Here is a 13,626-nt window from a genome sequence, read left to right as displayed (position 1 = left end):
CCTACGCCCGGTCCGCGGCTCTCGAGTAGACGAGCGCAGCCGCACCGATGATGCCGACGTCGTCTCCCAGGGCCGCGGGGGCCACCACCACGACCTCTAGCGCCGGCCGCGGGTAGACGCGCGTGCGAATCGCGTCGCGAAGGGGGCGGAACAGCAGGTCGCCGGCGTTGCTGACCCCGCCGCCCACAATGATCATCTTCGGGTTGAGGAGCGCGACCAGGTTACCCAGCGCAACCCCGATGCGCGTGCCGGCCTCGCGGTAGAGGCGCACGGCGAGTGCATCCCCCGCGCGCGCGGCGGCGGCGATGGTCGCGGCCGTGAGCTCGCCGGGATGCGCGGCGAGCGCCTGTAACGATGTCGGCGCCCCACGTCCGACCGCGTCTCGGGCCTGTCTCGCGAGCGCGGTCCCCGATGCGAGCGCCTCCAGACACCCGCGATTTCCGCAGTGACACAACGGCCCATCCGGATCGACGACGACATGCCCGATCTCTCCCGCCGTCCCGTTGGCTCCCCGGTGCAGCCGCCCGCCAAGGATGAGCCCGCCTCCGATGCCGGTCGAGACGGTGATGTACACGAGGTCGGGCACGCCGCGCCCCGCCCCGACCCACGCCTCTCCGAGCGCCGCCGCGTTGGCGTCGTTCTCGATCTGAACCGTCCCCTCGAGTTCGCGCGCAAGGAGCGGCCCAAAGGACGTCTCCCGTCCCCACCCTGCGAGGTTCGGCGGATCGTAGATCACGCCGCGCTCGTGGTCGGTGGGTCCGGCCACCGCCACGCCCGCACCGGCGATAGTCCCACCCACCGGACCCGCGTCCGCCCGAAGCGAGCGGGCGAGGGCCCGGATCGCGCGAGCCACCGCCGCCGGTCCCCCAGGCGGCGTCGCGATGCGCTGTCGGGCCAATACACGTCCGTGATGATCCACCAGGCCGACGAGGAGCTTGGTCCCGCCGAGGTCGACCGCGAGCGCGGGGAGACGCATCGCCCCAACGCGATCGCCCGGAGCGCCGCCGCTCACCCGTCACCCGTCAGGCCGGGATGATGAGGTCCTGGAGCGCCCGCGGGTAGTAGGTCAAGAATTCGATGCCGTCGTCGGTCACCACGACGGTGTCCGAATGGCGGAACCCGGCGTACCCGGGGATATAGATCCCAGGTTCGACGCTGAACACCATGCCCGCTTGAATCGGCGTCGGATCGCCGATGTCGAAGAACGGTGCCTCGTGAATCCCCATGCCGAGCGCATGCCCCGTGTGGTGGCGCCAATGCGTCATCAAGTCGTGGGACTCGAAGTATCGCATCACTGCTTGGTCCACGTCGCTGCCCCGCGCGCCCGGGCGGATCGCCGCGAACGCGGTGTCCTGCGCTCCCAGCATCAGCTCGAAGTACCGCTTCTGGCGGTCGTCGGGCTTTCCGATAATCATCGTCCGCTCAAGCTCGCTCCCGTACCCTCCCATCGACGCCCCCGCCCCGGTCACCAGCACATCCCCCGCGCTGAATACGGCGTTGGTGGTCAGCGAGTGGGGGATCGCGGAATCTTTCCCGATCTGGCCGCGGTACCCTGCGTGGGCGCCGGAGCGGGTCCAGGAAAGCGGGCGGTAGGTCGGACCCAGGGTGCGGATCATTGCCTGCGTCGCCTCGATTGAGGCGCGGGCGCTCACCTCGGTCTCGTTCAGACCCGGGCGCGTGTATTGCTGCAGCAGCGTGTGGGCCAGGTTCCCCCACTTCGCGCTCTCTCGGATGAACGCGATCTCCTCGGGAGACTTGATCATGATCAGCTCTTCCATCAGGGAACGGGCCGGGGTAATCGTCGCGTCGCGGAGCAACTCGCTCAGCTTGGGTCCCTGGTATCCGTATCCGCCGCCGTAGCCGTCGCTGTCCGCGCCCACCCCGCCCGCGCCGAGCCCCGCGTCACGGCAGATCTCCGCGAACCGCTGCATCGGGTGGACCCGCCCGGGATACTCGGCGTACGCTTCCACCACGTCCACGCGCGCGTGCTCGTGCGCATGCTCTTCTTCCAGCCGGGGTACGAAGAGCAGGCTGCGCCCGTTTCGCGGGAATGCCAGACCGATCGGCCGCTCGGTCTGGATGAACGAGAAGCCCGTCAGATAATACACGTGCGTCGGGCTGAACAGGCACAATCCCGCCAAGCCGCGGCGGCCGAGCTCGTCGCGGACCCGGCGCTGCCGCTGGTGCAACTCCTGCTGGCTGAGCTGCCACGCCATGCGCTCGCCTCGCTTTCGTTCGTCGTGGTCCCGCATGCCAGGTTCGGCGCCGGATTCAACCCTTTCCTCCGCAACGGATGGCACCGCAGCCATGACGTCTCGGACCACGAATGACCGGCAGGGGGGGTGTGGAATCGGGGCGAAGCCTCGGAAGGAATAGGAGGGATCACCATGTGGTTCGCCCTGGCCGTGATCATCATCGTGGCGCTCTTGCTGTGGAACGGCGTCAAGATCGTCCGAGAATACCAGCGCCTGGTCGTCTTTCGCTTGGGCCGGAGCTTCGGCCCCAAGGGACCGGGCGTAGTGTACCTCATCCCCATGGTCGACAAAGCCGTGTGGGTGGACCTCCGCGAAATCTTCCTCGAGATCCCGGCGCAGACGTGCATCACCAAGGACAATGCGCCCATCTCCATTGACTTTCTCATCTACTACAAAGTCGTCGATCCGCAACTCAGTGTCATTCAGGTCGGCAACTTCGCCGGGGCGGCACAGGGCATCGCGACCACCGGGCTGCGGGCCGTGATCGGGGATATCAGCCTCGACGAGGTCCTCGCCAAACGCGATCAGATCAACCAGGTCCTCCGCGCCAAACTCGATGAGGCCACGGAACGGTGGGGCGTAAAGGTGACCACCGTCGAAATCCGCGAGATCACGCCTCCGAAGGACGTCCAGGAAGCGATGACGCGGCAGATGTCCGCCGAGCGGAGCCGGCGCGCGCTCGTGACCGAGGCCGACGGGAAGAAGCAGGCCGCGATCACGATCGCCGAAGGCGAGAAGCAGGCCGCGATCCTCAAGGCTGAGGGCGACCGCCAGGCCGCGATCCTTCGAGCGGAGGGCTTCTCGCTGGCCCTGGGCAAGATCTTCGAGGTCGCCAGGACCGTCGACACAAACACGATGAGCCTGCAGTACCTCGAGGCCCTCAAGGCGCTCGGGGCCGGCCCCGCGACCAAGTTCATCTTTCCGATGGAGTTCACCAAGCTGCTCCAGCCGTTCGTGGATGGGGGACGCGCTCCCGCACCGCAGAAGACGCCGTAGCCGCCGAGGCGCCGGCTCAGCAGAACGTTGCGGGCCCCGGGACAACGTCCCGGGGCCCGCGTGTGCGCGTCCGCTTCGCAGGGTAGCTTCACAGGCTCTTCACAACACATTCGTGAGATCTTCATCGCAAAATAGTTTCGAGCGCGTATTCTGCGTCAAAGACAGATATGGAAGGTCCTCGAAATCGACGGCAGACACGGACCGGACAGTGATCAGGAAAGGGGGACACTCATGGTACGGTCAGTCGCGGTGGGATTCGGTGCAGTCACGATGCTCGCCTTGGCCGGGAGCGCGGTGCTCGGCGGCCAGGGCGCGCTCGGGATGAAACATCGAGCGGCCGCCCCCTCGCCCGTAGAAGTGATTCAGGACAGATCTGCTTCGGCCCCGGCATCCTTGGAGTCGGTCGTGGCAACGCCGGTGGCGCCCGCGACACTCGCCCCTCGCGTGGGTTCCACACCATCGTCGTCCCGCGCACGGGCATACACGCACCCCGCCGCTTCGCCCGCGCCACGGCCGCAGGCCGCTTCGGGACCCCTGGGCCAATCGATGGGCATCAACCAACTCTTGCAACTTGCGCAGTCTCCGGCGATCGCGAATGTCCTCCCTACGGGAGCGACAACCAACGGCAGTGGCCTTTTGCCAAGCATTCTCCAGCAGGTCACAGACCCGGTTGCCACACCCGCACCCGCAGCCGCAGTTCAACCAGTTCAGGGACCAACATCAGTGGCACCGGCATCAGTGGCACCGGCTCAACCGGAACTCGTGGACGCCGCGGTCACCGACGCCAATAATGGCAGCGGGAAGGACGCGGGTGATGCGCAGAAATAGCCGGAACGCTCTACTGATTGTCTCGCGCAGATGACGACTCGGTCTCTCCCACCCTCGGGGTTTGGCAGGTGACCATCGGGGAGATAAGCAACTTTCCCAGAAAACCACGGGCCCCGGGACAACGTCCCGGGGCCCGCGTGTGCGCGGTGTTGGCGCCGGGACTTAGAGCACCGCCTCGTGCGTCTCGGGATTGAAGACGTGCATCTTCTTCATGTCCAGGACCACCTCGGTGTTCTGCCCCATCCGCGCCTGGCTTCGGGCGTCCACCCGGGCGACGATGCTGTGCTCCCCGACCGTGAGGTAGAGGATGATGTCGGACCCCAGCGGCTCGTGGACGTCGACGGCCGCCTTGAGGGCCGATTCGTCCTTGGCGCCCGGGCGGAGCGCCTTGTCGTGGATGTCCTCCGGACGGATGCCGAAGATGATCGGCCGGCCGGCCCAGGCCGCCAGCTGAGACACATACTCTTGTGGGACGTCCGCCCGGAACGTGCCCCCGTCGACGAACACCTTGCCGTCCTGTTTGGTCAGTTTGGCCTCGAGGAAGTTCATCGCGGGAGACCCGATGAACCCCGCGACGAACAGATTGGCGGGCTTCTCGTACAGGTTCAGCGGGCTGTCGACCTGCTGAACGAGCCCGTCCTTCATGACGACGATCCGATCGCCCATCGTCATGGCCTCGACCTGGTCGTGGGTGACGTAGATCGTCGTCGTTTGCAGCCGCGCGTGCAGCTTCTTGATCTCGGCGCGCGTCTGCACGCGGAGCTTGGCATCCAGGTTGGAGAGCGGCTCATCCATGAGAAAGACCTGCGGTTCGCGTACGATGGCGCGGCCCAGGGCGACCCGCTGCCGCTGCCCGCCTGAGAGCTGCTTGGGCTTGCGGGCCAGGAGCTCTTGGATCCCCAGCATCTCGGCGGCCTCCTTGACCCTCCGGTCGATCTCCGCGCGGGGATACTTGCGGAGGCGCAGCCCGAACGCCATGTTGTCGTACACCGTCATGTGCGGGTACAGCGCGTAGTTCTGGAACACCATGGCGATGTCGCGATCTTTCGGGGCGACGTCGTTGACGAGGCGCTCCCCGATATAGATGTTGCCGGCCGTCGCCTCTTCGAGCCCCGCAACCAACCGAAGGCAGGTCGTCTTCCCGCATCCCGAGGGCCCGACCAGCACCGTGAACTGCCGGTCGGGGATGTCGAGCGTGACGTTGTTGACCGCGAGGACGTTGCCGAACTGTTTGCTCACTTGCTCCAAGATCACTTTCGCCATGGCCCACCCCCGGCGGCGGCCCAGTCTCTGCGCGGTTCCCCGCACCCAGCGAGTTGCCGCCGCACGAGGCTGGTCTACGACGCCGGGAGAGCCCTCCCCTGCTTGCGGTTCTGTGGGAAGTACGGCGCGCCGCGATCGCCTGTCAGTCGGAGGTCAGCGGCTGGCCCGTCGGGCGGGGATCCGGAATCTCCCGGGCGCGCTTCATGGCGTAGAGTCTGTGGTCGGCGACCTTGAGGAGCGGCTCGATCTCCTCGCCGTCGTGAGGCCAGACGGCCAGCCCCCAGGAGAAGTTGACGCGCGCCCGGCTGCCCGCCCGATCCGGGACCATGATCGAGAGCCCCCGCAGCCGCTCGAGGATCTGCGATGCCTCAGCCCGGGTGGACTCCGGGAGGAGCAGGATGAATTCGTCCCCGCCGAACCGGGCGGCGACGTCGGACTGGCGCACGGTCTGGCTCAGCGTCTCAGCGACCCGGATGAGCACCTGGTCGCCGACGGCGTGGCCGTGCACGTCGTTGACCGTCTTGAAATGATTGAGGTCGAGCAGCACGATGGAGAGCTCTGAGCGCGCGCGGCGGGTCCGCGAGATTTCGGATTGAAGCCGGTCGAGAAACGTGCGGCGGTTGGCCAGGCCGGTCAACGAATCGGTCGCCGCGATCTCTTTGAGCTGCTCGTGCAGGCGGGCCACCTCGACGGCGCCGGCGAGGTACCGCGCCACGACGGTCAGCAGATCGAGATCGGCTTCCGTGAAGGCGTTGACCGCGCTCCGAAAGGCGCTCAGCACCCCGATCGCACGCCGCTGCACGACCATCGGCGCCCAGATGCTGGACCGTACCTGCGGGTCCTTCAGAAACCACCGGGGCTCGGCCTCCATATCCGGCACGAGCAGCGGGAGACCCGATTCAATCACCGTCCAGGAGAGCCCCCGGCCGCGGGGGAGGACGGCGCCCTTCATGATCTTGCGGAGCCCGGATGCGGCTCGCACGATCAGTACATCCTCGGTGTCCTGCGTGGCGAGCAGCGAGACGGCGCACGAGTCGAACCCCGTCTCCTCGCGGAGCACGCGGGTCACGTGCTCTAGCAGATCGGGGAGGCTCAGGACCGCCGTGAACTCCATCGCCAGGCGGGCCAGAAAGGCGAGGGCTTGCCCCGATTCCGTCGCGACCCCGCCACCGGCCGCAGGCGCGTGCGGGCCGCGAGGCTCCCCGCTGCCGCCCGCGTGCGTCTTGCGGGACCGCCCGTGCGACGGCCCCTTCGTCACGACACGCGCTCCTTGCCGTCCTTGGCCCAGCCCACCACCTGACAAAACACCTCGACGATGTGGGGGTCGTACCGCGTACCGGCGCCCCGGCGGAGCTCCAGCATCGCCTCCGCGTGAGACCGCGCCTTCTTGTACGGCCGATCGTCCGTGATCGCGCTGTAGGCGTCGACCGCCGCCAGGATGCGGGCGCCGAGGGGGATCGCTTCCCCTCGGAGGCCGTCGGGATACCCGGACCCGTCCCACCGCTCTTGGTGGTAGCGGACGATCTTGGCCACTCCGCGCATGCGCTCGGTGGGGGCCAGGATTCCCTCCCCCACGATCGGGTGCTGCCGCATCACGATCTGCTCCGCCTCGGTGAGCGGTCCGGGCTTCCTCAAGATCTCATCCGGCACGCCGATCTTGCCGATGTCGTGGAGCAGCGCGCCCCACCGGACGTCCTGAATCTCCTCCTCTGCGCTCCCCAAAGCCCTGGCCACGGTCTCCGCGAGCGCGGCGATCCGCTCGCTGTGCCCGGCGGTGTAGGTGTCGCGCGCGTCCATCGTCCGCGCGAGGGCCAGGACCATCTGCATGTACGACTGCTCCAGGTTTTGGAACAGGCGGGCCCGGCGAACGGCAGTGCCCCCGATCTCCGCGATCCCCTCGAGCAGACGGATGTCGGCGTCCGTGAACACGCGTGCCCCGCCGCCCCGGCTGCGCCCCAGCTCCAAGGCCCCGATGATCTCCTGCTCGGAGCGCACCGGGACGATGACCACGGGGCCGAAGGCGCGATAGGGAGCGGGGTCAAATCCCGGAACGGACACGCCCGCGAAATCTTCGGTCACAAAGGCCGTCCCCGTCTTGATCGCATACTCCGACGGACTGCCGGCCACGGGAAAGGTCTCTCCCGCAGGCCCCGCGGACACCCCGGCGGTATAGAGCCGGGCCAGCATCTGGTGGTCGGAAGAGAGTAGCGCCAGGGTTCCGTGGTCGGCCCGAAGGAGCTCGACCGCGTGATCGACGATGATGGGATACATCTCACCGGCGTCATGCGCCGCCCGTAACCGCATGGACAGATCGTAGAACGCTTCCAGTTCGGCCGTCCGCTGCGCCCGCGCGTGATCCAGTTGCGCGCCCCACCAGGTGCGCTCGTGGCCGGTCCGGTACTCTTGAACGAGCATACCGAGGAACAGGGCGAGGAAAAAACCGCCGGCCATGAGCGCGCCGAGCTTGAACCCGGCCGTGACCGCCGTCTCGTCCCACCCCGCGCGCACCCCCAAGAGCACCAGCATTCCGGCCATCGCGAGCGAGGCGGTGATCGCCTGGCGGACGTTGAGCCGTGCCGCGGCCTCCACGATCGTCAAATAGAACAGGAAGACGAACGGGCTGTTGATTCCGCCTGAGATGCTGACGACGAGGGTGACCACGAGGATATCGAGCGCGACGATGAGGTCGGTCTTCTGCAGCAGCCGGAACCGCCGCGGGCCGAGCGCCAGCGCGATAACGTAGATCCCCAGAAGCACGACGAGGCTCGTGACACCGGGATGGGTGACCCCGATGATCCCGAACCACAGCGCCGGGATCAGCGAGAGGAGCACCAGGACCCGAATGAGGCTGATCCACCCCTCCGCACTGCGCACGCCCAACAGGACCGGAGGCGGGGGCGCGAGGAGCGAGGGATCCGCCTCGACGCGCGTGGACGCCGTCATGGGACCGGGGGTCCCGTCTGCTCCACGATGTGGCAGAAGACCTCGACGACGTCGGGGTCGAACTGCGCGCGCGCGCACCGCCGGATCTCCGCGATCGCGTCGGAACTGTGCTCGATGAGCGCGAGGAAGTGCTTCCGCGGGCCTCCGGCTTTTGGCCGTTTGCGCTTGGTCAGAGTCTGTGGCGTGGCTCTCGAACCCCCGTGCGGGCGGCGTTTCCCCCCAAATAGCCATTAAATGCCCCATTTCACGAGGTGGGGAGACATCGCGGCCGTTCAACGAGGCCTCGCCGCAGCGAAGGCGGGATAGCCCGAGAGTTTAGGGAATCAGTGGGGCTCGCGCAGACCCTGCTTGATGGCGTCGATCACCTCGACAGGCGTCGGATCGACTCCGCGGAGGTAGGCCAGATAGATGCTCACCAAGTCCCCGATGAAGACCAGCGAGAGCAGCCGGGCGAGACGGCCGCGCCCGCGCGCACGCACCTCGTGCACGCCCGCGGCCGGGCCAAGCGCCAGGTCGGACGTGAGACCGATCCGCCGCATCAGGTGCGCCGGCTCCGTCCCCTCGAGCAGCACGACCACGGCGAAGTGGGCCGCGAGCGCAGCGGGGGCGCCCCAACCGACCGTCTCATTATGATTGAGCTCCGGGAACACATTCCAAGTGGCGAGCGTTTTGCTGTTCTCATTGAACTGGCACTTCCAGCGGCGGGCGGCGGCCTCGATCCCCGGAGATGCGGCATAGACCGCCGGCACGCGACCGGCCAGTTCCTCCGCGAGACGCTTGGCCGGATTGCGGACGGCGGGGACCTCGGGGCCGCACTCCGCCGCGATCCCTTCGAGCACACCCGCCGCCTCCTCCACGCCCTTCGCGCACGGCCCGGTCAACTCCCACCGTTCGAGGACGGCCAGCGCCGAGAACATCAGGTAACCGAGTGCGGCACGCGGGGCCAGGCCGGCCGGTACCATGACCGCCGCGTGCTTGGCGGTCTGGGCCAACTGTCCCCCCGACGTGACCGCGAACACCGTCGCACCTGCGCGCTCGGCCTGGGCCACGGCCGACAGCGTCTCTTCGGTGGCCCCCGAATAAGACGCCGCGATCACGACGGAGCGAGGGCCGACAAACTTGGGGACCTCGTACCCCCGCACCACGGCGATCGGGATGGGACACGCGGACGCGAGGTACCCCGACAGAAGGTCTCCGCCGATCGCGGACCCGCCCATGCCGCAGATGACGAGATGCTCGGGGGCCGCGGACAGGGGGAGCACCTGCGCTGCCCGGCCCAGGGCCCAACCTTCACGGACCTGCCGGGGCAGGCCGAGCGCGACGCCGAGCATTCCGGACGGATCGCAGGTGCGCGCCCGTTTCGGATCGTCCAGGACGGACATACCTGAGGATTCGCCGGAGGGGCGCGTTCCCCCCGCCCGGGACGGTGGATGTGCGCAGGGAGAGCTCTCCGCGGGCCCGAAGGACCACACGCGTTTCACACCCATCCGGGAGAAGCAGGGATGAGCGGAGAGCGGCCGCCGGCCGAGCAACACCGGCCAGGACGGAAGTCGGCGATCAACATCCGAGCCCTGCTGACGCACCGGGAGTATATCAAGACCGCCGCGTATCTGCTGCCGCGCCCGGCGAAGATCCAGGTGCTTGAGATGATGGAGCGTCTCCGCAGCGAGCGCCGAGACCGCAGGATCCCTATGGAAGACCCCTCAGGACCGCTTCCCGAGATGACCGGCACTGAGCTGGTGCGAGAAATCAACTGGCGGGTGGGGACGTTGCCGCCTTATGACGCCGAAGCCGTGGCCCGGTACATCCGCCGTCTGACCCGATGGCAGTCAGCCCGCAGGGGTCGCAGGAGTAGTGGCGCTCCGGCCGCGCCCCCGGTGCGGAGGATCCGCCGATGACCGAGTCTGAATCGCGCCGCCCCCGTGTCGCGCTGCTCCATTACACCACCCCGCCCGTCGTCGGAGGGGTCGAGACCGTGCTCGCCCGACACGCCCGCCAGCTCGCGCTCGAGGGGTTCGACGTGAGCGTCCTGACCGGTCGCGGAGAATCTCTCGGGGCAGGCGTGCGCCTCCATCGACTTCCCCTCCTTGACTCCCGCCACCCGCGGGTCTTGGCGGTGGCCCGCGATCTCGAGGCGGGAAGGATCACCGCCGCCTTCCCCGCCCTCACCGCGCGGATCGGAGAGGATCTGGAACGCGCGCTGGCCGGGATCGACGTGTGCGTCGCGCACAACGTCTTGACGCTGCACAAGAACCTCGCCCTGACGGCGGCGCTGCACCAGATCGCCGCGCGGAAGAGCTCCCCGCGGATCGTGGTGTGGTGCCACGATCTCGCCTGGACGAATCCCCTATATGGCCCGCATCTCCATCCGGGGGCCCCGTGGGACCTGCTCCGGACCAGAGTGCGCGGCGGGACCTACGTCGCCGTCTCACGCGCGCGCCAGCAGGCGCTCTGCGCCGCTCTCGGGCTCGCGGGGCCCGCGGTCGCAGTCATCCCGAACGGCATCGACCCCGCGGTGTTTCTCCGCCTCACCGGGGTCGGACGATGGCTCGCCGACACCCTCCGGTTGTGGGACCATCAAATCGTCCTGCTCCTCCCCGCCCGGATCACGCGGCGCAAACAGATCGAATACGCGCTCGCCGTCGCATCCGAGATAGTGCGGCGCGAACTAACGGTGCGGCTGCTGGTGACCGGTCCTCTCGGCGCCCACAACCCTCGAAACCGGAGCTACCTCCAGGAACTGCGCGCCCTGCGCCGCCGGCTGGGACTCGAAGAACACGTCGTGTTCTGCACAGACCTCCGCGGCCCCCGGGGACGGCCGCTTGTGCTCTCCGATCGGACGATGGCGGATCTCTACATGCTGGCCGATGCCCTCCTCCTCCCCAGCCGAGACGAAGGCTTCGGGCTCCCGCTCCTGGAGGCGGGCCTCGCGCGCCTGCCGGCGTTTACGACCGACCTGGCGGCGCTGCGGGCCGTAGGGGACGATGCGATCCACACATTCGACCTCGGGGATCCCCCGGCGCGCGTCGCCGCCGCGATCATTGATACCTTAATGGAAGAGCGCGGGTATCGCCTCCGCCGGCGCGTGCTCGCGTCCTACCGGTGGAGCGTCATCATGCGCGAGCAGATCGTTCCGCTCCTCTCCCGCGCGGCCGCCGCCGTCGGATCGTGAGCGATCCGGTGCCGGGCCGGATGTGGTCGTCCGTCGTGGTGGACCGCTGGTTCGCCCGCAATACGTTTGACGCCCAGGAGTTCAGCGATCGGGATGCGCTTCTCGCCCTCAAACGCGCCCAGGGGGTAACGATCAGCCTCGGCCTGCCCGCCCTCAACGAAGAAGCGACGATCGGACGGGAGATCGAGATCCTCCGGCGGACCCTCATGGAGGAGGTGCCGCTCCTCGACGAGATCGTCGTAGTCGACGGCGGGTCCGAGGACGCGACCGCCGCGCTGGCCCGGCGCCTCGGGATCCCTACGTACCACCACGCCGAGATCCTCCCGGACCAGGGCAGCTACGTGGGGAAAGGCGAGGCGCTGTGGAAGAGCCTGCACGTCCTCCGCGGCGACCTGATCGCCTGGGTGGACACCGACATCCGCAACATCCACCCCAAGTTCGTCTACGGTCTCCTGGGGCCGCTGCTGCGCCAGCCGCACCTGGCGTACGTCAAGGGATACTACCGGCGGCCGATCCAGGTGGGCGACCGGCAGTCCGAGTCCGGAGGCGGCCGCGTCACGGAACTGACGGCGCGGCCGCTCCTCAACCTGTTCTTCCCGGAACTGTCCGGACTGATCCAGCCGCTGTCGGGCGAATATGCGGGACGCCGCGAGGTCCTCGAGCGGCTGCCGTTCTTCACGGGCTACGGGGTCGAGATCGGACTCCTCATCGATGTCCTATCGCGGTTCGGGCTCGACCGGATCGGCCAGGTCAACCTGGGCTCCCGGGTGCACCGGAACCGGGACCTCCCCTCGCTCTCGGTCATGGCATTCGCGATCGCCCAGGTGGTGATGACCCGGGTGGGGGAAGCCGCCCGGGCGCCGATCGCCGAGCAGATGAACCGGGCGATGACGCTGATCAGCGCAGATGACGGCGTGTCCCTCGAAGCTCGCGAGGTACAGGAGTACGAGCGGCCGCCGATGATCACGATCCCGGCATATCGCCGGGGGCGGGGCCTCGCTGCTGTGGCCGGCGCGGCGGCGGGAGACGGCTAGGGATGGATCCGCTCGAACCCCTCCGCCGGGTCGTTCAGGACCTGAACGATCCCGACCGGATCGCCCGCGCGATCGAGGCAGGCCTCTGGATCGTGCTCATCGCGCTCGGCGCCTGGGTGGCGCTCCGGGTCTCGCTGAGCCTTGTCCGGCGAACGGCGGCCTGGCGTACCGGACATCCCGCCGGACGCATGACCCCCATCGTGGAGAGCCTGCTCCGCTACACGATCGTCTTCACGGCCATCATCCTCATGCTCAGCGCGGTGCACATCAACGTCACACCGGTGCTGGCCAGCGCTACGGTGCTGGGGGTCGCGCTCGGCTTCGGCGCCCAGCAGATCATCCGGGATCTCCTGGCGGGCATCTTCCTCCTGACCGAAGGCATCGTCCAAATCGGGGATTTCGTCCGGGTCGACAGCGACGCGGGCGTCGTCGAGCGCATCACGCTGCGGGTCATGCAGATCCGCAAGTTCTCCGGGGAACTGGTCAGCGTCCCGAACGGCTCGATCGTGAAGATCGGCAACCTGAGCCGGGATTACGCGCGTGCGATCGTCCAGGTCTTGATCCCCTACGACGCAAGCGTGGGGGCGGCGCTCGAGGCCGTCGGCGACGCAGCGCGCACCTGGTCCAGCGCCCATCTGGCGGACCGGCAGGCCGAAGCGAAGGTCGACGGCATCATTGAGCTTCGCGATGCCGGCGCCGTCGTGCAGTGCTCGGTGCTGGTGCTCCCCGGCGATCAGTGGACGGTATCGTCCGAGCTCCGGCAGCGCGTACTGGAGGCGTTGGCGCACCGCGACATCACCCCCGGCGTGGCGATCCCCACGACCGTCCCGCCGACAGCGTAGCGCCGTTCGCCGACCGCGCGGCACGCCGGCCGGAATGTGTGAAAAGCGGGTAGCATTTTACGGTACAATTAGGTGTAGAATCAATTCAGGCGGCGCCCGCACAGTCCTCCCGCCGACCCGTGTCGAGCACCCAGGGATGCCATGGCTCAACCTGTTGGGAATTTGATCTTCACCCTACACTCGCACCTTCCGTTTGTCTTGAACCACGGCCGATGGCCGTTTGGCAGCGACTGGCTGGCGGAAGCGTCGGTCCAGTCCTACCTGCCGCTGTTGCGGATCCTGGGACAGCTCGC

General features: G+C 68.1%; 11 protein-coding genes. 5 read left to right on the top strand and 6 right to left on the bottom strand.

The window, feature by feature from the left end:
• Position 1: 1 nt before the first annotated feature.
• A complete protein-coding gene (locus VFP86_11270) occupies positions 2–1,012 on the bottom strand; it encodes an ROK family protein (GenBank protein ID HET9000219.1) in 1,011 nt (336 codons plus the stop codon).
• A 10-nt stretch (positions 1,013–1,022) separates the two neighbouring features.
• Positions 1,023–2,216, bottom strand: a complete 1,194-nt coding sequence (locus VFP86_11265; GenBank protein ID HET9000218.1) for a Xaa-Pro peptidase family protein — start codon at positions 2,214–2,216, stop codon at positions 1,023–1,025.
• A 171-nt stretch (positions 2,217–2,387) separates the two neighbouring features.
• On the opposite strand from VFP86_11265, the gene VFP86_11260 reads away from it, so the two are divergent.
• Positions 2,388–3,251 carry an SPFH domain-containing protein gene (locus tag VFP86_11260; GenBank protein HET9000217.1) on the top strand — a complete coding sequence of 288 codons (864 nt, stop codon included), beginning with the start codon at positions 2,388–2,390 and terminating at the stop codon, positions 3,249–3,251.
• A 990-nt stretch (positions 3,252–4,241) separates the two neighbouring features.
• On the opposite strand, the gene ugpC is transcribed toward VFP86_11260, so the two are convergent.
• From ugpC to VFP86_11240, 4 genes are all read right to left on the bottom strand, one after another.
• Positions 4,242–5,342: a sn-glycerol-3-phosphate ABC transporter ATP-binding protein UgpC gene (gene ugpC, locus VFP86_11255; protein ID HET9000216.1), complete on the bottom strand. Its 1,101-nt coding sequence runs from the start codon at positions 5,340–5,342 to the stop codon at positions 4,242–4,244.
• Positions 5,343–5,484: 142 nt separating this feature from the next.
• Entirely contained in the window at positions 5,485–6,600 is a 1,116-nt protein-coding gene (locus VFP86_11250; GenBank protein HET9000215.1) for a sensor domain-containing diguanylate cyclase, read from the bottom strand.
• Entirely contained in the window at positions 6,597–8,285 is a 1,689-nt protein-coding gene (locus tag VFP86_11245; GenBank protein ID HET9000214.1) for an HD domain-containing phosphohydrolase, read from the bottom strand. The genes VFP86_11250 and VFP86_11245 overlap by 4 nt, the downstream gene beginning before the upstream one ends.
• Positions 8,286–8,608: 323 nt before the next feature.
• Positions 8,609–9,667 carry a bifunctional phosphoglucose/phosphomannose isomerase gene (locus VFP86_11240; protein ID HET9000213.1) on the bottom strand — a complete coding sequence of 353 codons (1,059 nt, stop codon included), beginning with the start codon at positions 9,665–9,667 and terminating at the stop codon, positions 8,609–8,611.
• 120 nt (positions 9,668–9,787) lie between these two features.
• On the opposite strand from VFP86_11240, the gene VFP86_11235 reads away from it, so the two are divergent.
• Genes VFP86_11235 through VFP86_11220 form a run of 4 tightly spaced genes read left to right on the top strand, consistent with a single transcriptional unit; the run spans position 9,788 to position 13,333 of the window.
• The gene (locus tag VFP86_11235) at positions 9,788–10,183 is read left to right on the top strand and encodes a hypothetical protein (protein ID HET9000212.1); all 396 of its coding nucleotides are present in this window, start codon (positions 9,788–9,790) and stop codon (positions 10,181–10,183) included.
• On the top strand, positions 10,180–11,457 hold the full coding sequence (locus VFP86_11230; protein HET9000211.1) for a glycosyltransferase family 4 protein: 1,278 nt from the start codon (positions 10,180–10,182) through the stop codon (positions 11,455–11,457). The genes VFP86_11235 and VFP86_11230 overlap by 4 nt, the downstream gene beginning before the upstream one ends.
• Positions 11,454–12,491 (top strand): glucosyl-3-phosphoglycerate synthase, encoded by a 1,038-nt coding sequence (locus tag VFP86_11225; protein ID HET9000210.1) that lies wholly within the window; start codon positions 11,454–11,456, stop codon positions 12,489–12,491. The genes VFP86_11230 and VFP86_11225 overlap by 4 nt, the downstream gene beginning before the upstream one ends.
• Before the next feature lie 2 nt (positions 12,492–12,493).
• Positions 12,494–13,333: a mechanosensitive ion channel family protein gene (locus VFP86_11220; GenBank protein HET9000209.1), complete on the top strand. Its 840-nt coding sequence runs from the start codon at positions 12,494–12,496 to the stop codon at positions 13,331–13,333.
• Positions 13,334–13,626: the final 293 nt, after the last annotated feature.

Source organism: bacterium, assembly GCA_035703895.1.
Taxonomy (GTDB): domain Bacteria; phylum Sysuimicrobiota; class Sysuimicrobiia; order Sysuimicrobiales; family Segetimicrobiaceae; genus Segetimicrobium.
The sequence above is the reverse complement of the archived record's forward strand: the minus strand, read 5'-3'. Positions and strand labels throughout refer to the sequence as shown.